Below are 18,909 nucleotides of genomic sequence, written 5' to 3'. Positions count from 1 at the left end.
CACCGGGACCAACCGGTTGGCCGCCGATCGGTCAGTTCTCCAGGTAGTCGCGAAGGCGATCGGAGCGGTTGGGGTTACGCAACTTGGCCAGCGTCTTCGATTCGATCTGGCGGATGCGCTCCCGAGTGACGCCGAAGGTCCGGCCCACGTCCTCCAGCGTGTGGATCGTGCCGTCCTCCAGCCCAAAGCGAAGCCGGACCACCGCCCGCTCCCGCTCGTCGAGGTCGCCGAGGGCCTCGACGAGCGCCTCGCCCAGCATCTGCTTGGCGGCCAGATCCGCAGGGGCGTCTGCACCGGCGTCGGGGATGAAGTCGGCCAGCGAGGTATCGGCCTCATCGCCCACCGGCGAATCGAGCGACAACGGATCCTGGCTCATGCGCAGGATCTCGCGCACCCGGGTCGGGGTGAGGTCGACCTTGTCGGCCAGCTCCTCGACGGTCGGCTCACGCTCGAGTTCCTGAATGAGCTGGCGCTGATAGCGGTGGATCTTGTTGATCGACTCGACCATGTGCACCGGAATGCGGATCGTGCGTGCCTGGTCGGCGATGGCCCGTGTGATCGCCTGACGAATCCACCACGTCGCATAGGTGGAAAACTTGAACCCTTTGGTGTAGTCGAACTTCTCGACCGCCCGCATGAGGCCCAGGTTGCCCTCCTGCACCAGGTCGAGCAGCGCCATACCCCGCCCGGCGTAGCGTTTGGCGATCGACACGACCAGGCGCAGGTTGGCCTGGGTGAGGGCGGACTTGGCCTGCTCGCCGTCTCGACGGGTGCGCTCCAGCGCCACGCGTTGCTCCCGACCAAGAGCATCCTGGCTCCCCTCGGTCGCCACTTCGGCGAGTCGCTGATCGGCTTCGAGCCCAGCCTCGATGCGCTTGGCCAACGAGACTTCTTCGGCGCCGTCGATCAGGGACACCTGGCCGATCTCGCTCAGGTAGAGCCGGACCGAGTCGCCCGAACCCCCCGACTCGCCCGACGATGACTTCGACCTCGTACGCTGCTTGGCGCGACTTGGGCGATGGGGCCGCTCGATCACCCCGCTGCTGCGCCCACCCACCGTGACCTCCTCAGCGGGTTCGACGGATCGGTCCCGGTGATCGGGCGTGTGGTCGGACGTGTGGTCGGGATGAACCTCAACGTCGAGTCGGATGCCCTCCGGCTGCAGCGCCGCCTCGACCTCGGTGAGCACATCGATGGTGAGTTCGACCCCGAGAACCGACAACACCTCGTCCAGCGTCAGGCTGCCTCGCCGCCTGCCCTCGTCGATCACGCCTCGCCATTCCGTTGCCTCTACTTGTTCAATGATCGACACCCGATTGGTCCTCCCCCTCGTCCCCGCGTAGATACGCTACCAAGGCTCTGGCTGAAACTTCCGCCGTTTCGGGTTCCCGGAGCTGATCCACCCGGCGGGCGACCCAGGCGTGCAGGTTCAACAGCTCGGAGGTGATCGACGTGCCCGCCTCGTCGCGATCTGCCTGGCGCAGCTCGGCTTCGAGCTCCTCCATCGCCCGCGCACCCGCCCTGGCCACCAGGCTGTGGGCGGCCTCCTCCGGCGTGCCGTCGGGCTCACTGACCGCCAGCCGCGAGAGCAGGCGGGCCTCCCACGACTCGGGATCGGCCTCCGCCACCGCCTGGGCGACCGACCCCGCCGACACGAGGGCGGAGCGCACCGACCGGGCGAGCGGATGGGTAAACAGTTCGGCCGGCAGCGCCGCCAACTCGCCATCGGGTTGTGACGCCAGGTGGATCAGCACGGCCATCTCGGTGGTGTGCACCTTGCCGACCGGACGCGGTGGCGTGCGGATGGCCGGCTCGTCGCCGAAGGCGTCGGCCTCCGGACCTCGCGGCCCAGGATCGCCGTCCCCTGGCCGGACCGGCTTGGCCGGGGTCGTGGTCGTGGCGGTGGACGTCGAGACCGCGTCACCCGTCACCACCAGAGTTCTGAGATCCTCCAGCTGGTTGCGCAGCAAGGACGGGTCGAGCCGGGAGCGGTCGGCCACTTCGAGTAGGTAGGGGTCGCGCACCATCGGGTCGGGGTGTTCGGCCACCACGCCGAGCGCCGTCGTCGCCCGACGGGCCCGGGCCTCGGGGGTGTCGGCGATCGCGGCCCCCAGCACGCGCTCCAAGCGGAAGCGCAGCATCGGCTCGGCGCTCTCCACCGCTGCGGCCAGGGCGTCGGGATCGGACCGGCTGAGCTCGTCGGGATCGGATCCCTCCGGCAGACGCACCACCTCGACCGCCAGGTTGAAGGCCTTTTCCCAGGCGTAGATCCGCTCGGCGGCGGCCTGTCCGGCAGAGTCGGCGTCGAAGGCCAGCACCACCTTGTCGACATAGCGCGACAACAGCTTCAGGTGGTCCTCGGTGAGGCTGGTACCGCACGTCGCCACCGCCTCCGGAACCCCGGCACGGTGAAACCCGATCACATCGGTGTAGCCCTCGCAGATCACCACCCTGCCGTTGCGCACCGCCGCCTGGCGGGCCCAGTTGAGCCCGTAGAGCAGGCGGCTCTTGTGGTACAGATCGCTGTCCCGGGAGTTCTTGTACTTGGCGCCCTCCTCCCCCGGCATGATGCGCCCGCCGAAGCCGACCGCATGGCCCTCCGCGTCGAAGATGGGGAACAGCACCCGCGCCCGGAAGAAGTCCTGCAGACGTCCCGCCTTGTTGGTGAAGCCCAGGCCCGTAGCGGTGGCGGTTTCGCTGTCGAGACGCAGCGACCGGCACAGGACGTCCCAGCTGTCCGGGGCCCAACCGATGCGGTAGCGGGCCACCTCCTCGGCGTCGAAGCCCCTGCTGCGCAGGTAGGAGCGAGCCGCCGAGGCATCGGGCGAGGTCTTCAGCCGCTCATGGTAGAAGTCGACCGCCTCCTCCAACTTGGCCAACAGGCCCTTGCGCTTCTGGCGGGTAGCCGACTCGGCGCGGTCGGTGTAGTTGAGCGCAATGCCCGCCTTGGCCGCGAGGCGCTCGACCGCTTCGACAAAGTCCAGCCCCTCCAGCTCGCGCAGGAACGTGATGGCGTCGCCGGACACACGACAGCCGAAGCAGTAGTACAGGCCCTCGGCCTGATTGACCGAGAACGACGGTGACTTCTCGGAATGGAACGGGCACAGGCCGCTCCAGCGGCTGCCCACCTTGCGCAGTTGAGTGTGCTCCGAGACGAGCGCGACGAGGTCAGTCGCCTGGCGAACCCGCGCGATGTCCTCGTCGACGATGCCCATCGCCTCAGCCTGCCCCAAGCGGCGGGGCGCTGCCGCTTGTGTCGAGGCGGAGCAGCGCTTGGGCGGCGGCCAGCCGAGCACCGGCAACCCGATGCGGCGACACCGACAGTGTGGTGACACCCAGCTCGATCAACGGGCCGATCGAGCTGGGATCGCCGGCGACCTCGCCACAGGCGCTCACGTCGAGATCGGGCACTACCGCCCGGGCGTCGGCGATCGCCAGGCCGATCAGGCGGCCGACCCCATCGACGTCGAGGGAGGCGAAGGGGTCGATCTCCCCGGGTACTGGGGGGGCGTCTCGGTCGACTCCCCAAGCGAGCGCCGTGAGATCGTTGGTGCCGATCGTCAGGAACGCCGAGCGCCGGGCGATCTGAGCGGCGGTCAGCGCCGCCCTGGGGACCTCGATCATCGCCCCGACCGGCAGGGCCACCCCCCCAGCTGCGGGTCGCAGCTCGTCGAGCAGGCCCGACACGAACTCGAGGTCGTCCGGCCCGCCCACCATCGGCACGAGCACCCGCAACCCGGCCGGTTCACCCCGAGCCGCACGGTCGGCAGCGATGCCGGTCAGGGGGCGCAGCTGGGCTCGGTACAGATCACTGCGCAGGCGGGCCGCCCGCACACCCCGCTCGCCCCTCACCCCACCGGCAATCCCGAACTCGGCGGGCGACGCATCGAGCAGCCGCACGGTGGCGGGCGCTCCATCGAGCGCGTCGAGCAGCGCCTCGGTGGCCAAGCGGTTGACCTGCTCGAACCGGTCGAGCAGCGCCGGGTGCTCCGAATCAGAGCCCCCGGGCAACAGCTGGGCGAGCAGCGGGCGGTGCTCGCCCAGAAACCAGTGCTCGCTGCGGCACAGACCCACGCCCGTGGCGCCCAGCCGCATCGCAACTGCCACGTCGGCGGGCGATTCGGCGTTGGCGAACACCGCCACGCGGCCGGCGATGATCTCATCGGCCCACGTGAGCAGCTCGGTCATCTCGCCGGGAAGCTGGGGCGTCGTCGGTGCCGGCGTCCGGGCGGGTGTCTGGACGGCCCCGCCCACCATCTCACCGGCTGCCACTCGGCCAACTGCCACATCGCCTTCGGGGGCACGCAGGATGACACCGGTCGACCCATCGACGACGAGCGCGTCGCCCGACCTCACGGTTGCGGCACCGAAGCGGGCCGACCCGGCCTCGAAGCTGAGCCGATCGACGCCGCACACGGCGGGCACGCCCCAGCCACGGGCGACGATGGCCGCATGGCTGGCCGTGCCCCCGCCGGCGGTCACCACCGCAGCGGCGTGACGGATCACCGGTTCGTCGGCCGGGGACGTGCTCGGCACGACGAACACCACCGCCTCGCCCCGATCGAGGCCCGCCAGCGCGGCATCGAGTTCGAAGTAGGCGGCGCCCGCGCCCCGGCCGGGCGAAGCGGGCACGCCGACGGCGAGCGACTCACCCGTTGCCTGGGCCGTGATCAGGTCACGGGCGACGAGACCCTGGAGGACATCGGGGTCGAACGCAGCCACCGCCAGCACCCGCTCGGTTGCGCTGGGACCCGTCACGACGCCAGGCCGGTCATCGCATCACTTGAGCCGTGGGCGCAGCCAGTCGGCGACTCCCTCGAGGGGGATGCGAACCTGCTCCATCGAGTCGCGGTCGCGGATGGTGACCGCCCCGTCCTCGGAGGTCTCGAAGTCGACGGTGACGCAGTAGGGCGTGCCCAGCTCATCCTGGCGACGGTACCGGCGACCGATCGCCTGGTTTTCGTCGTATTCGCAGCTCCACTCGTCGCGCAGCTCGGCGGCCAGGGCCCGAGCGGTCTCCTGAAGGGGCGACTTCTTCGACAGGGGCAGCACCGCCACCTTGTAGGGCGCCAGCCTCGGGTGCAGGCGCAGCACAACGCGTTCCTCCCCGCGCACCTCCTCGACGTCGTAGGCGGCCAGCAGGAACGCGAACGCCGTGCGGGTGGCGCCGGCGGCGGGCTCGATCACATGGGGTACGTAACGCACGCCCTCGGCCTGGTCGAACCAGTCGAGGCGCTCGCCCGAGCGCTCGGTGTGGGCTTTGAGGTCGAAGTCGCCCCGGTTGGCGATGCCCTCCAGCTCGTCCCAGCCCCAGGGGAACAGGTACTCGACATCCGCCGTGGCCGAGCTGTAGTGGGACAGCTCATCGGCCTCGTGCTCGCGCAGGCGCAGCGACCCGCGGGGCATGCCCAGCTCCAGGTACCAGCGCTCGCGCTCGGCCTTCCAGTACTCGTAGTACTTCTCAGCGTCCTCGGGCGGAACGAAGTACTCCATCTCCATCTGCTCGAACTCGCGGGTGCGGAACACGAAGTTGCCCGGGGTGATCTCGTTGCGAAAGCTCTTGCCCACCTGGGCCACGCCGAAGGGCGGCCTCACCCGCGTGGTGTTGATGATGTTCTTGAAGTTGGTGAACATGCCTTGAGCGGTCTCGGGGCGCAGGTACGCCAGCGCACCCTCGTCGGCCACCGGCCCGGCGTGGGTGGAGAACATCAGGTTGAAGTTGCGGGGCTCGGTGAAGCTGCCGGTCGCCTTGCATCCCGGGCACTTGTCGGGGTCCTCCAGCTTGTCGAGACGCCAGCGCTGACCACACTTCTTGCAGTCCACCAGTGGGTCGGTGAAGTTGGTCAGGTGCCCCGAGGCCTCCCACACCGCCGGCGGGGTGAGGATGGAAGCGTCGAGGCCGACCACGTCGTCGCGCTGTTGCACCATCGCCCTCCACCAGGCGTCCTTGACGTTGCGCAGCAACAACACCCCCACCGGCCCGTAGTCCCAGGTGGAGCGAAAGCCGCCATAGATCTCCGCCGAGGGGTAGACGAAGCCGCGTCGCTTGGTGAGGTTGACGATCTGGTCGAAGCGCCCAGGGTCGTTGGAGGGCGTGGCGTCGTTCAAGGGCGTGGCGTCGTTCGAGGACGCAATATCAGGAGAGGGGGTATCGGACATAGCCGTCGAGGATACAAGCGGCCGCCACCCAGGACAGAAGGGGGGTTTCACCCAGCGCGTCCATCTGCCCCGACAGGTCGCGGCGGGGCAGACTGGCGCCATGGGTCCCTCACCACAGACGCCCGCCTCCCCGCTCAAGGAACCGGTGTCCGTCGAGACATTCGCCTCGCTCGATATTCGGGTGGGGGTGATCGTCGACGTCGAGGCGTTCCCCGAAGCGCGCGCACCGGCGTGGAAGCTGCGGGTGGATTTCGGACCCACCATCGGCGAGCTGGCGACCTCGGCCCAGGTGACCAACTATGCGCCCGCCGAGCTGCTCGGGCGCCAGGTCGTCGGCGTGATCAACCTGGGCGTCCGACGCATCGCCGGATTTCGCAGCGAGTTCCTCGTGCTCGGCGCCATCGCGAACGAGGGCACGGTGGCGTTGCTCGCCCCGGACCCGATTTCAGCGCCGGGTCGGCCGGTTGCCTAGGGTCGCCACGTCGATGCCTCTTGGAATCAACCAGCGTCCATCAGGATGCGACCTCGCACCGATAGTGTGTGAGGACCTTCGAGGAGGAGCAACATGAGCAACATCCCACCACCACCCGGCGCACCACCGCCACCCGGCCAGGGCGGCCCCGGCCAGCCCCCACAGGGACCGCCTCCGGGTATGCCCCCGCAGGGACCGCCGCCCGGAATGCCCCCACAGGGACCACCCCCAGGACCGCCTCCCGGCGGTGGCTACGGACCGCCCCCCGGTGGCGGTGGCTTCGCTCCCCCGCCCGGCGGCATGCAGGGTGGCGGCGGTGCGGTCGACGTGATGGCGGCGCCCTCGTGGGCGTTCAAGAAGTTTCAGGAGGACATCGGCACCTGGCTGCTGCTGGCATTCATCCCGCTGATCGTGTTGGCCCTCGTGTCGGGCGGCATCAATGTCGGGGCCGGCGTCGTCACGTCGAACAGCAACAGCTTCTTCCTGTCACTGCTTGTCAACGCGATCACGACGATCGTCGGCTTTGCCTTGTTCGGGCTCGCAGCACGCGGGTTGATCAGGGCCGGGTTGGCCGTCTCCCGAGGTGAGAAGCCGTCGCTGGAACACATGACCGACATGACCGACATCGGCCCCTACCTGGCGCTGTCGGCCATCCTCGGCCTGGCGGTCGGCATCGGCACCTTCTTCTGCTACATCCCCGGCATCATCATCGCCGTGGTGACCGGCTTCGCCTACACGGTGCAGCTGGACCAGAAGCTGGAACCGATCGACGCGATCAAGAAGGGTTTCGAGATGGTGCAGGCCAACCCGGGCCCCGCACTGCTCGGGCTGTTCCTCTCCGGCCTGATCGGTCAGGTCGGCCTGATCCTCTGCTGCATCGGTGTGTTCTTCACCTGGCCGATCGGCTGGATGACCAACGTGCACATCTACAAGCAGCTGCGCGGCGAGCCGATCGCTCCCTGAGCAGTTCCCCTCCGGGGGACAACTGAATACTCCCCGAACTGCGGGTGTCCGAGCTACCAACCGGTAGCGCCGGGCACCCGCAGTCGGCGTTCCAGGTGTGCTTCCATCGACACCTGCGCCACCCGGGCCACCTCTCCGGCGGCCACCGGGGCCGACCCCAACACGTCGTTGACCCGGCCCTCCGACACGGCGCGTAGCACGCCGAGTGCGTCGACACCCAGCGCCATGCCGGTGGCACAGCTTCGACACTGCGCCCCGCCGACGGCCGGATCGACCGCCACCAACTCGGCCCGTTCGCCGCAGCTGACGCAGCGCTCCAGCTCCAGGCCGACACCATCGGCCTGCAACAGGCGAAGGTAGAACGCCGGGACGACCAGCGGCCCGGGACGCTCCTCGATCGTGCGCAGCACACCCACGCACATCCGGTACAGGCGGGTATCGCGCCCACCCTCGTTGGAGAGGTGCTCCACCGCTTCGAGCGTGGCCGCCACCGCCGCCATCCGGTCCAGGTCGGCTCGGCTCTCGCTGAACGTGTCGATCCGGACCGCCTGGGTGACGATCAACAACTCGCTGCGCCCCTCATGCAGCTGAACCGCTACGTGACCGCCCGGCTCGAGGCGGCTGCCGAACTTCGATGCGGTGCGTCGCACCCCTTTGGCCACCGCCCGCACCTTGCCCCGGCCCTCGGTCATCAGCACGATGATGCGGTCAGCCTCGCCCAGCTTGTGGGTCCGCAGCACCACGGCCGAGTCTCGGATCAGGGGCATTCGAGCAACCTACCGGCGGGCACTGCGGAGTGGGGGTAGTGGCCAGGTAGTTTGGCCCTCCGTGACCGACGCTCCGACCTCCACGCCCGCCGATGGCACCGCGGCGCAACCAGACCCCGTCGTCGGGGCCCTGGCGGCGGTCACCGGGGCCCTGGCCGGCGGTGGTGAGGAGCGGCCCGGGCAGGTGCAGATGGCCAGGGCGGTGGCCGAGGCGATTGCCGACGAACGCCACCTGGTCGTGCAGGCGGGCACCGGCACCGGCAAGTCGCTCGCCTACCTGGTGCCGGCCGTATTGTCGGGCAAGCGCACGGTGGTCGCCACCGCCACCAAGGCGCTCCAGGATCAGCTCTTCGAGGTGGACCTGCCGTTCCTGGCCGCCGCGCTCGACCGCAGGGTCGACTTCGCCGTGCTGAAGGGCCGCTCCAACTACGCATGCCTTCAGCGGGTGGATGAGGTGGCGGTGGACCTCGACCAGGGATCGCTCGAGCTGGACGACGCCGGGGGTGACGACCAGCGCGGCGAGCTGGCCCGCCTGGTCGAGTGGGCCGAGACCAGCCACGTGGGCGACAAGGCCGAGCTGGAACGCGACCCATCGGTGGCCGCCTGGGGCGCGGTGTCGGTCGGCCCGCGCGAATGCCCTGGGGCATCGAAATGCCCTCGGGGCGAGGACTGCTTTGCCGAGGCGGCGCGCGCCCGGGCGGCCGCTGCCGACGTCGTCGTGGTCAACACCCACCTGTGGGGGCTCAACCTGGCCGCCGACCGCATGGTGCTGCCGCCCCACGACGTGGCGATCCTCGACGAGGCCCACACCACCGAGGAGGTGATCTCGTCGGTGTGCGGCATCGAGGTGACCGCCGGCCGGTTCGCAGCCACCGCCCGGGCGATCGCCGCCATCGTGACCGACCCGGCGCTGATCGCCCAGATCGATTCGGTAGGCAGCGGCCTGAGCGACGACCTGGAGGACCATCGCGGCGAGCGGTTGGACAGCCTCGACGATGCGCTGATGCTCACGCTGAGCCTGGCCCAGGCCCACCTGAGCTCGGCGATGGACGCGGTCCGCAAGGTTCCCGACAACTCCAGCCCCGACGTGGCCACGCGCAAGGCCCGTGCGATGACCGCCGCCACGGCGCTGGCCGACGACCTGACCAAGATGGTCGAGCCGGCGGCCGATCTGGTGCGCTTCGTCAACGACGATCCGGGCCCGCCCCGCATGCGCCTGGCACCGTTGGCGGTGGCCGACACCCTCGACCGGCTGCTGTGGAACCCGGAGAACGGCGGCGGCGCCGGGGCGACCAGCTGGGATCCCGACGACGAAGCTGACCGGCATGACGCCGATGAAGGGGCCTTCGGCGGTGGGTTCGGCGACGAGCGGAGCGGCGAGGGCCCACCACCGGGACCCAGCACGGTGATCCTCACATCGGCGACGATCCCCGCCACCATGGGAAAGGTGCTCGGCATGCCCGACGAGGCCACCGAGGTGCTCGACGTCGGCAGCCCGTTCGACTACGAACACCAGGCGCTGCTGTACTGCGCAACGTCGCTGCCCGACGTGCGCGAACCGGGCTATCCCGAGGCGATGCGCAACGAGCTCGACCGGCTGATCCGGGCTGCCGGGGGCCGCACCCTGGCGCTGTTCACCAGCCACCGGGCCATGATCGCCGCCCACGAGGAGTTGGCGCCCGACCTGCCTTTTCCGGTGCTGCGCCAGGGTCAGCACTCCAAGGCGGTGCTGGTGCGCCGCTTCACCGAGGACGAACCGACATGCCTGTTTGCCACGATGGGATACTGGCAGGGCATCGACGTGCCCGGGCCCACGCTGTCGTTGGTGACGATCGACCGGCTGCCCTTCGCTCGGCCCGACGATCCGCTGCTCGATGCCCGTCGCGAACGTGCCGGCGCCGCAGCGTTCAAAACGATCGATGTACCCCGGGCGGCCACCCTGTTGGCGCAGGGCACCGGGCGGCTGATCCGCTCGTCGAAGGACCGCGGTGCGGTCGTCGTGTTCGACAAGCGCCTGGCCACCGCCAGGAGCTACCGCTGGGACCTGATCTCGGCGCTGCCACCGATGCGCCGCACCAAGGACCGCACCGAGGTCATCAACTACCTCCGCGAGATCCGTGACGGGTCGGTCGCCGGCTAGGCCCAGTGCTGCGGCTGCTCAGTAGCCCAGCTTGTCCAGCTCGGCGTCCTTGCGCTGCCAGTCGCGGTTGACCTTCACCTTCAGCTCCAGGTGGGTGCCCTTGGGCAGCAGCTTGCGGGCGCCGATGCCGGCCCGCTTCAGGTTCTCGCCGCCCTGGCCGATCACCATGCCCTTCTGGGAGATGCGCTCGACGAGGATCTCCACCTCGATGTAGGGCCAGTTCAGCTCGACGCAGCGGGTGGCGATCGAGTGGGGCAACTCCTCCCGGGCGGTGGCCAGCAGCTGCTCGCGCACCAGCTCGGCCACCCAGAAGGCCTCCGAGGAGTCGCGCACCTGGTCCTCGGGGTACCACAGCGGGCCTTCGGGCAGGCGGCCGACGAGATGCTCGACCAGTTCCGGTACGCCCTGGCCGGTGCGCGCCGACACCGGGAAGAACTCAGGCGACCCCTTCTCGAAGCGCTTGGCCAGGGCATCGGCGTCCTTGATAGCGGCGAGGATCCGCTCGGGTGGCAGCCGGTCGATCTTGTTGATCGCCACGACGACGTCGTCGGGCATGGAGGCCATCAAGCGGGCATCGCCCGGGCCACCGACCCCCTTGGAGGCATCGACGACCAGGACGGTGGCGTCGGTGTCCTCGCGAGCCTCGAAAGCGGTGCGGTTGAGGCGCCTGCCCATCTCGGTCTTGGGCTTGTGCACGCCCGGCGTATCGACGAGCACCAGCTGCGCGTCCGAGCGGGTGAGCACGCCCCGGATCTCGTGGCGGGTGGTCTGGGGCCGGGGCGACACGATCGTCACCTTCTCCCCGACGATGGCGTTGGTCAGCGACGACTTGCCCACGTTGGGCCTGCCGGCAAGCGCCACGAAGCCGCTGTGTTGTCCGGCTGCGGGTTGTCCGGTGGCCGGTTGTCCGCTCGGCATCTCCTCGGCCTCGGCGAGCTCGTCGGCGCTGTCGAGGTCGTCGAGCAGCTGCCAAGGGTCGGCGGGCTCTGCATCGTCATCATCGATCGGGATGTCAGCCATGTTCGTCGTTCCGTTCGTCGCTTCGGTCGCCGTCATCGATCCCGGCTGAGTCATCGTCCGGGGTGGCTGGATCGGTCGGGGGGGGCGGGTGAGCTGCATCGGGTACGGACTCGACCAGCACCCACATGATCCTCCGCCCACGCATCTCGCGCACGGTGAGCCGATAGGCATCGGCCTCCACCTCGTCGCCGACGTCGGCGGGGCGCCCGAGTTGCTCGACGATCAGGCCGCCGACCGAGTCCCAGTCGCCCTCGGGGAGAGGTTCGACCCGTCGAAGCGACAGGTGCTCCTCGAGGTACTCGTTGGCGTCGTCGATGCTGAGCGATCCTCGCAGCAGCATCGATTCGTCACCCCTGGGAAGCGCCAGCGGCTCGGCCCGGTCGCTCTCGTCTTCGATCTCGCCGACCAGCTCCTCGAGCAGGTCCTCCATCGTCACCAGCCCGGCGGTGCCGCCGTGCTCGTCGAACACGATCGCCATGTGGGTGCGGGCATTGCGCATCTGCGGGAGCACACGGTTGACCGCGATCGTCTCGGGCACCAACAGCGCCGGGGCGGCCACCGACGCCACCTTGGTCCCGCCTTCGCCACCGCGCACGCGTCGCAGCGCATCCTTGATGTTCACCACGGTGGCGATGTCGTCGGCGTCCCCCTCGTGAACCGGCATGCGGGTGACCCCCCGCCGCAAGGCCACGTCGATCGCCTCGTCCAGATCCATGTCCCCCGCGACCGTGATCATCTCGGGACGGGGCACCATCACCTCGCGCACCAGGGTGTCGCCGAACCCCAGGACCGATTCGATCAGGTCGCGCTCCTCCTCATCGATGGCATCCGCCTCGACCAGGTCGGTGGCAAAGTGCACGATCTCCTCGTCGGAGAAATACGGCCCGGCTCGGCGTCCCTTGCCGGGCAGGAGGACGTTGGTCAGCCGGATCAGCGCTGACGACAGCCAGCGCAGCGGTGGGATGCCCGCCAGAAATTCGACGAGCGGCGCTGCCTGGATCGCCGAGTCGGGATGATCGAGCGCCCAGGTCTTCGGGGCGGCCTCGGCGAGGACAAAGACGACGACGACGTTGAGCGCCGTGGCGACGACTAACCCGAGCGGGCCGAACAGCCGGGTCCCCAGCACGCCGACCAGGGTCGCCTCGATCAGCTGCAACATCAAGGTGAGCAACAGCATCACGTTGACGAAGCGTTTCGGGTTGGTGGCCAGGCGCAGCACCCGCTCGGCGCGCCGGCCCTGACGGTCGACCATCGCAGCGGCGCGGGCGCGGGTGGTGCGGCCGATCACCGTTTCGGCCCAGGCGAGGACGGCGATCGTCACGACCAGCGCCACGACGACCGAGGCCAGGATCCATTCGGTGGTGCCGAGCTCAGCGGCGATCACGGCGTCGCCCACGGGTCGCCGGCCAGCGGCCCCCAGCAGCGCTTGAGGATCTCCCGCTCACGGGTCACCATCGCAGCCGCTTCGGCGGGCTCGGCGTGGTCGTGGCCGGCCAGGTGGAGTCCGGCGTGCACGACGAGCAGCGCCAGCTCGTCGGCCGGGCTGCCCGCATGACCAGCCGCTTGAGCCTCGGCCACCGCCGGGCACACCACGACGTCGCCGATCAGACGGGCAGGCTCGCCGGGCCCGGCCGGCCAGTCGGGGTCGGCAAACGGCTCGAGGGGAAAGCTGAGCACGTCGGTCGGGCCCTCACCGTCGAGGTGCTCGGCGTTGAGCTGGGCGATCTCAGCCGGGTCGACCAGGCTCAGGCCCACCTGGGCCGGGCCGCTCACCCCCTCGGCCTCGAGCGTCGCTCTCAGCAGTTCCATGAGGCGCGCTGGGTCGACGGGAAGCGGGTCGGCGCGGTCCCGCGCGTCATCGAATTCGACGGAGATCGACGTCGCCGGGTCGATGCTGGTCCGGTCCTCAGCTGGGTTGGCCACGAGGCCCCTGCGCCTGCGCCCCGGCGGCGGTGCGGGCGTCGAAGCGTTCGTAGGCATCGACGATCTCGGCCACGATGCGGTGCCGCACCACATCCCGTCGGGTGAGCTCTACGAAGGCCACCCCGTCGATGCCCTCGAGCACCTCGGCCAGGCCGTCCAGGCCGGAGCGACCGGTGCCGACGTCCTTTTGGGTTCGGTCGCCGGTGATCACCGCCTTGGAACCGAAACCGATGCGGGTCAGGAACATCTTCATCTGCTCGGGCGTGGTGTTCTGCGCCTCGTCGAGGATGATGAAGCTCGAGTTGAGGGTGCGACCCCGCATGAAGGCCAGCGGCGCCACCTCAACGGTGCCGCGCTCGAGCAACCTGGCTGCGCCCTCGGCCCCCACCATGTCGTGAAGAGCGTCGTAGAGCGGGCGCAGGTACGGATCGACCTTGGCCATCAGGTCGCCGGGAAGAAACCCCAACCGCTCCCCCGCCTCGACCGCCGGGCGGGTCAAGACGATGCGGTCGACCATCTTGGCCTGCAACGCCTGCACTGCGGTGGCGACAGCCAGCCAGGACTTGCCGGTACCCGCCGGGCCGATCCCAAAGGTGACCAGGTTGTTGGCGATGGCGTCGGTGTAGCGCTTCTGGCCCGCGGTCTTGGGGCGAACGTTGCCGCCGACGCTGCGCCGCAGCACGGTCGAGGTCAGAACGTCGGCGGGTGCCTCGTCGGCGCGCACCATGTCGGTGGTACGGCGCACGACGCCGGCGTCGATGCGCTGGCCGGCCTCGGCGACCACCAGCAGCTCCTCAAAAAGCCGGGCGACGTTGGCCGCCTCGGGCCCGTCAGCGGTGATCTCGTTGCCCCTGACGTGCACGGCGGTGCCGGCGAAGGCGTGCTCGATCACGTCGAGGTATTCGTCGGCCGGGCCAAGCAGCGTGCCCATCAGGTGGTTGGCCGGGATGCGAACGACAGCGCTGGCAGTCGGCATGAGCGCTGGTTCGGAAGGCTGAGATGACGGGGAAGGCTTGGTCATAGACCCGGTTCTGATCGCTGGCGTACTCGTCGGTGCCCGACGCCTGAGCGCAGTGCCGATCGACTCGCCCCCAGCATAGGTCCGCTCGGGGCACAAACCGGCCGCGATCGGGGCTGTCTCGGCCGGGCCCGAAGGGTTGACACCTGCGTTCGCGGTGGAAACGATGAGCTGGTGGAGACCTCGGGTGACCCGGTGCAAGCGGCGCTCGAGGAGCGACGCGCCCGACGGGTCGAGGCGTACCGCCTCGATCGCGGCCTCACCATCGCCGATCGCTGCCGCGACGCCGCCGAACGGCGGCTGCGGGTGCGGGCCTTCCTGATCGGCAACACGTCGGTGGCGGGCATCGCTCTGGCCGCGGACGACGCCCTATTGACGATCGAGAGCACCAACGGCGCCGGCCCGACCCGTCTGGCATACGTTGCCGTCGATGCCCTGGTCCGTCTCACCGTGGCCGAGGTGCGCACCGGACCCCGAGCGGCACCACTGACCTCCCCCGATGCTCCCCCGCTGCCCCGTGCGATCGCCGAGCTGGCCCGCGATGGTTCGGACCTGACCGTTGTCCTCAGGGATGGCTCCACCGTGCGCGGGCCCCTCGTCTCGCTGGGCGATCGGACGATCGGCTTCGGTGCCCCGGGCGCTTCGATCGATTGGGTTGACCCGGAACAGATCGTCTCGGTGGCCCAGATCGCCCGACCCCCGACCGACGCCGGGCACCACCGGCGCTAGCGTGATCTGATCGCCACACCAGAGGCCCATCCCCCGGTCAAGCCGTTTGGCAAGCCGGCCCTCGTCGCCGTCTTCGTGGCGATCGGGCTGCTGATCGCCGCCAACAACATCGGCTTCGCCAACCTCGCCCGTTGGGTGGACACGCGTCCGGCGCTGTTGCTCGCCTTCAACTCGACCAACAAGATCCTGATCGCAGTGGCCGGACGGGTGCCCGAATGGGTGTTCTTCGCCGTGCCGCTGCTGCGCCTGTTGGCGCCCGACCAGTTGTTCTATGCCCTGGGGGCCCGTTACCGGGACGTCGCCGTGCGTTTCGGGTCCGACCTGTACCCCGGCGCCAAGGACTGGCTGACCGAGCTGACCAGCGGGGCCAACCCCGGCGCCCACCGCACCCTGGCAGCGCTCACCTTTCTGGCCCCCAACAACCCGGTGTGTCTGGCCGCCGGCGTCATCCGCATGCCGCCCCGCCTGTTCTGGTCGCTCAACATTGCCGGAACGCTGGCCCGCATCGCCCTGATCCGGCTGCTCGCCGCCCTCTTCGCCGATCAGCTCGACCGCCTGGTCGACACGATCGTCGACTACCAAAGCTGGTTCACCCGCATCACCCTGGTCGTGCTGGCGTTCTACACCGTCATTCAGCTGCGTCGTCTGGCCGGCAGCGCCGAGGACCTGAGCGATCCCGACATCCCAGAGAACCCGGCGGGCTCAGAGGTCGAGTAGGACGTCCAGCCCGACGGTGACGCCGGGTCGGTCGGCGATCGCCTTGGCGGCCATGACGACGCCGGGCATGAAGCTGGTGCGGTCGTAGCTGTCGTGACGGATGGTCAAGGTCTGGCCGGTCGTCCCCAACACGACCTCCTGATGGGCGACCATGCCCCGCATGCGCACCGAGTGGATGCGCACGCCCGGCTGGGCCTCGCCGCCGCGGGCACCCTCGACCACCGTCGTGGTCGTCGGGTCGTCCGCCCACTGCGCCGACGCGTCGGCGATCCGCTCGGCGGTCAGCATTGCCGTGCCCGATGGCGCATCGACCTTCTGGTCGTGGTGGTACTCGATCACCTCGGCGGTCTCGAAGTAAGGCGCAGCATCGGCGGCGAGGCGCATCATCAAGATGGCGCCGATGGCGAAGTTGGGGGCGATCACGCAGTTCGAGCGGATGAACTCCGAGCGGAAGCGGGCCAGGTCGACATCGTCGAAGCCGGTGGTGCCCACCACGGCGTGGATGCCTGCGTCGGCCAGCCATGCCAGGTTGGCTCGGGCGGCGTCGAGATGGGTGAAGTCGACGACCACCTGGGCGCCGGCGGCCGCCAGCGAATCGGCGTCGTGGGCGATCTGGAGGTCGCCCACCGTCGGGCCGGCCACCGCCGACAGGTCGAGCCCCGCATGGTGCGGGTCGACCGCCGCCACCAATTCCAGTTCGCTGTCGGCAGCCACCGCCTGGCACACCGCCGAACCCATCCTGCCCCCGGCCCCGAACACACCGACCCGTATCGTCATGGTCGGTCACGCTAGCGGCCATCGTGAAGGTTGTGACACGCCCGGTACGATCGACGCCGATGATCATCACCCGAACCCCACTCCGCATCTCGATCGGCGGGGGCGGAACCGACCTGCCCAGCTACTACCGCCGCAACGGCGGTCGCCTGGTGTCGGCGGCGATCAACCGCTACGTCTACATCTCGATCAACACCACCTTCACCGACGACTACCTGTTGAAGTACTCGACGATCGAACGGGTGGCGACCACCGCCGAGATCGACCACGACATCCTGCGCACCGCCCTCGAGTTGCACAAGATGGCGCCGGGCATCGAGATCGTGTCGATGGCCGACATTCCCGCCGGTACCGGCCTGGGCAGTTCCGGCTCGTTCACGGTGGGGCTGTTGCGGGCGTTGTACGCCCACCGCCTCCAGCCGGTGCTGACCGACGAACTGGCCGAGCAGGCCTGCGCCATCGAGATCGACCACCTGAAGGAGCCCGTGGGCAAACAGGACCAGTACATCGCCGCGTACGGCGGGGTCACCTCGTTCGCGTTCCATCCCGACGACCGAGTGGACGCCGCTCGTCTCGAGGTGTCCGATGACACCTTGAGCGAGCTGGAGGAGCACCTGTTGTTGTTCTTCACGGGCTACTCCCGGGCCGCGTCGCAGATGCTGGCCGACCAGGACCGCCGCTCGACTGAGGCGGACGAGGCAATGCTGGCCAACCTCGACCACACGATGGCGCTCGGCGACGAGATCGCCAACGCCCTCATCGCCGGCGACACCGCAGCGTTCGGGGAGCTGATGCACGAGCACTGGGAGGCCAAACGAGCCCGCACGTCGGGCATGTCCAACCCCGACATCGACCGTTACTACGCGGTGGCACGCTCGGCCGGCGCACTGGGCGGCAAAGTGGTTGGCGCCGGGGCCGGGGGCTTCCTCCTCGTCTATGCGCCCGAACCAACCAAGGTGCGTCGCGCCATGAAGGCCGAAGGTCTCGACGAGCTGCGTTTTCGCTTCGATCACCTGGGCTCGACCGTGCTGACCGCCCAGTGAGCGAACCGCTGGACGAGCGAGATGACCGGCCGTTGCAGTGCGCAATCCTGTCGGGCGGCCTGGGCACACGGCTCGGTGAGCTCGGCCGCCGCCAACCCAAGCACCTGGTCGACGTGCTTGGACGGCCCTTCGCCCACCGCCAGCTGGAATGGCTGGCGGCGCAGGGGGTCGGCGACGTCGTCGAGTGCATCGGTCATCTGGGCGACGAGATCATCTCGTCGCTGGGCGACGGCGGGCGCTTCGGCCTGTCGGTCACCTACAGCCGCGATCCCGACGCAACCGACGGCTCTACCCGGCCCGGAACCGGCGGCGCCCTGATCCTGGCCCACCGTCGCGGGCTGCTCGCCCCCCGCTTTCTGGTGCTCTACGGCGACTCCTGGCTGCGCCTCGACATCAACGAGTTGTGGCGCCATGCCGAGGCTCACGCCGACGACTACCTGCCGGCCACGATGGCAGTGATCGACAATCGGCACGGCTCCGAACCATCCAACGCCACGATCGACGGCCCGCTGGTGCGCTACCGCAAACCACGGGGCGAGGTGGGTGCCAGTGCCGGCGCCACCCACATCGACTACGGGATCAGCGTCCTGTCGTCGTCGCTGCTCGACGTCGATGGGCCCGCCCAAGGCGACCTGGCCCACATGATGGAGACCTGGTCGAAGGCCGGCCGCGTCGCCGCCCACGAGACGACCCGGCCCTACGACGAGGTGGGCACGCCCGAAGGGGTCGCCCGCTTGGAGGCGGCGCTACTGGCACCCGGGCGTCCGGGCTGACACCATCTCACCCACACGGCGCGCCGATACACGGCACGTCCCACCCACGATGGAGCCCCCGCCCCAGCATGATCCGGCACCGACGATGAGCACCGATGCCCGGCTGGACCGACCCGGCGCGGTGCAAGCCCACCCAACCGATCCGGCGTTGGAGGTGTGGATCCCCGTCGACGACGTGACCGACCCCGAGGTGTCGATCGTGATCCCCGCCCTCGACGAGGCGATCACGATGGAGGCCTTCGTCGCGTGGTGCCACCAGGGCCTGGCCGACGCGGGCGTGCGCGGTGAGATCCTGATCGTCGACAGCTCGACCGACGACACCCCCCACATCGCCCTGGCCGGCGGGGCCCGGGTCCTTCGCACCCCCAAGCGGGGGCTGGGTCGGGCCTACCTGGACGCCATCGACGTCAT

18 protein-coding genes are annotated in these 18,909 nt (G+C 69.5%); 8 read left to right on the top strand and 10 right to left on the bottom strand.

Annotated features, from left to right (window positions below; genetic code table 11):
• Positions 1-31 precede the first annotated feature (31 nt).
• The 4 genes from rpoD to IPN02_07425 are packed head-to-tail and all read right to left on the bottom strand — an operon-like array spanning position 32 to position 6,108.
• Positions 32-1,312 (bottom strand): RNA polymerase sigma factor RpoD, encoded by a 1,281-nt coding sequence (gene rpoD / locus IPN02_07440; protein MBK9296666.1) that lies wholly within the window; start codon positions 1,310-1,312, stop codon positions 32-34.
• Complete coding sequence (locus tag IPN02_07435; protein MBK9296665.1) at positions 1,299-3,215, bottom strand: DNA primase; 1,917 nt, start codon at positions 3,213-3,215, stop codon at positions 1,299-1,301. The genes rpoD and IPN02_07435 overlap by 14 nt, the downstream gene beginning before the upstream one ends.
• A gap of 4 nt (positions 3,216-3,219) precedes the next feature.
• A complete protein-coding gene (locus IPN02_07430) occupies positions 3,220-4,758 on the bottom strand; it encodes a hypothetical protein (GenBank protein ID MBK9296664.1) in 1,539 nt (512 codons plus the stop codon).
• A 21-nt stretch (positions 4,759-4,779) separates the two neighbouring features.
• Positions 4,780-6,108 (bottom strand): glycine--tRNA ligase, encoded by a 1,329-nt coding sequence (locus IPN02_07425; protein MBK9296663.1) that lies wholly within the window; start codon positions 6,106-6,108, stop codon positions 4,780-4,782.
• 151 nt (positions 6,109-6,259) lie between these two features.
• On the opposite strand from IPN02_07425, the gene IPN02_07420 reads away from it, so the two are divergent.
• Both IPN02_07420 and IPN02_07415 read left to right on the top strand, forming a co-directional pair.
• Entirely contained in the window at positions 6,260-6,631 is a 372-nt protein-coding gene (locus tag IPN02_07420) for a tRNA-binding protein (GenBank protein ID MBK9296662.1), read from the top strand.
• A gap of 93 nt (positions 6,632-6,724) precedes the next feature.
• Positions 6,725-7,594: a hypothetical protein gene (locus tag IPN02_07415; GenBank protein ID MBK9296661.1), complete on the top strand. Its 870-nt coding sequence runs from the start codon at positions 6,725-6,727 to the stop codon at positions 7,592-7,594.
• Between the two features lie 53 nt (positions 7,595-7,647).
• Here the strand turns inward: IPN02_07415 and recO are convergent, their stop codons facing one another.
• Positions 7,648-8,361, bottom strand: coding sequence for a DNA repair protein RecO (recO, locus tag IPN02_07410; GenBank protein MBK9296660.1), 714 nt, complete (start codon positions 8,359-8,361; stop codon positions 7,648-7,650).
• Positions 8,362-8,422: 61 nt separating this feature from the next.
• Here recO and IPN02_07405 point away from each other — a divergent pair, with 61 nt between their 5' ends.
• Positions 8,423-10,501, top strand: a complete 2,079-nt coding sequence (locus IPN02_07405) for an ATP-dependent DNA helicase (protein MBK9296659.1) — start codon at positions 8,423-8,425, stop codon at positions 10,499-10,501.
• An 18-nt stretch (positions 10,502-10,519) separates the two neighbouring features.
• Here the strand turns inward: IPN02_07405 and era are convergent, their stop codons facing one another.
• From era to IPN02_07385, 4 genes are all read right to left on the bottom strand, one after another.
• Positions 10,520-11,419, bottom strand: coding sequence for a GTPase Era (era, locus tag IPN02_07400; GenBank protein ID MBK9296658.1), 900 nt, complete (start codon positions 11,417-11,419; stop codon positions 10,520-10,522).
• 94 nt (positions 11,420-11,513) lie between these two features.
• Complete coding sequence (locus tag IPN02_07395) at positions 11,514-12,905, bottom strand: HlyC/CorC family transporter (GenBank protein MBK9296657.1); 1,392 nt, start codon at positions 12,903-12,905, stop codon at positions 11,514-11,516.
• Positions 12,902-13,444, bottom strand: coding sequence for an rRNA maturation RNase YbeY (gene ybeY, locus IPN02_07390; GenBank protein MBK9296656.1), 543 nt, complete (start codon positions 13,442-13,444; stop codon positions 12,902-12,904). The genes IPN02_07395 and ybeY overlap by 4 nt, the downstream gene beginning before the upstream one ends.
• Positions 13,428-14,420, bottom strand: coding sequence for a PhoH family protein (locus tag IPN02_07385; protein MBK9296655.1), 993 nt, complete (start codon positions 14,418-14,420; stop codon positions 13,428-13,430). Before IPN02_07385 ends, ybeY begins: the two co-directional genes overlap by 17 nt.
• A gap of 216 nt (positions 14,421-14,636) precedes the next feature.
• Between IPN02_07385 and IPN02_07380 the strand changes: the two genes are divergently transcribed.
• On the top strand, positions 14,637-15,191 hold the full coding sequence (locus IPN02_07380) for a hypothetical protein (GenBank protein MBK9296654.1): 555 nt from the start codon (positions 14,637-14,639) through the stop codon (positions 15,189-15,191).
• 75 nt (positions 15,192-15,266) lie between these two features.
• Positions 15,267-15,908 carry a hypothetical protein gene (locus tag IPN02_07375; protein MBK9296653.1) on the top strand — a complete coding sequence of 214 codons (642 nt, stop codon included), beginning with the start codon at positions 15,267-15,269 and terminating at the stop codon, positions 15,906-15,908.
• Here the strand turns inward: IPN02_07375 and IPN02_07370 are convergent.
• Positions 15,894-16,685, bottom strand: coding sequence for a 4-hydroxy-tetrahydrodipicolinate reductase (locus IPN02_07370; protein MBK9296652.1), 792 nt, complete (start codon positions 16,683-16,685; stop codon positions 15,894-15,896). The two genes, IPN02_07375 and IPN02_07370, sit on opposite strands and share 15 nt — an antisense overlap.
• Positions 16,686-16,744: 59 nt before the next feature.
• Here IPN02_07370 and IPN02_07365 point away from each other — a divergent pair, with 59 nt between their 5' ends.
• From IPN02_07365 to IPN02_07355, 3 genes are all read left to right on the top strand, one after another.
• Positions 16,745-17,725 (top strand): galactokinase, encoded by a 981-nt coding sequence (locus tag IPN02_07365; GenBank protein ID MBK9296651.1) that lies wholly within the window; start codon positions 16,745-16,747, stop codon positions 17,723-17,725.
• Entirely contained in the window at positions 17,722-18,498 is a 777-nt protein-coding gene (locus IPN02_07360; protein ID MBK9296650.1) for an NTP transferase domain-containing protein, read from the top strand. The genes IPN02_07365 and IPN02_07360 overlap by 4 nt, the downstream gene beginning before the upstream one ends.
• Before the next feature lie 85 nt (positions 18,499-18,583).
• A partial coding sequence (locus tag IPN02_07355) for a glycosyltransferase family 2 protein (protein ID MBK9296649.1) occupies positions 18,584-18,909 on the top strand: 326 nt, incomplete at its 3' end.

Origin of the sequence: Candidatus Microthrix subdominans, from assembly GCA_016719385.1 — a bacterium.
GTDB classification, from domain to species: Bacteria; Actinomycetota; Acidimicrobiia; order Acidimicrobiales; family Microtrichaceae; genus Microthrix; species Microthrix subdominans.
Note: the sequence above shows the minus strand (reverse complement) of the source record. Positions and strands in the feature narration are given on the sequence as shown.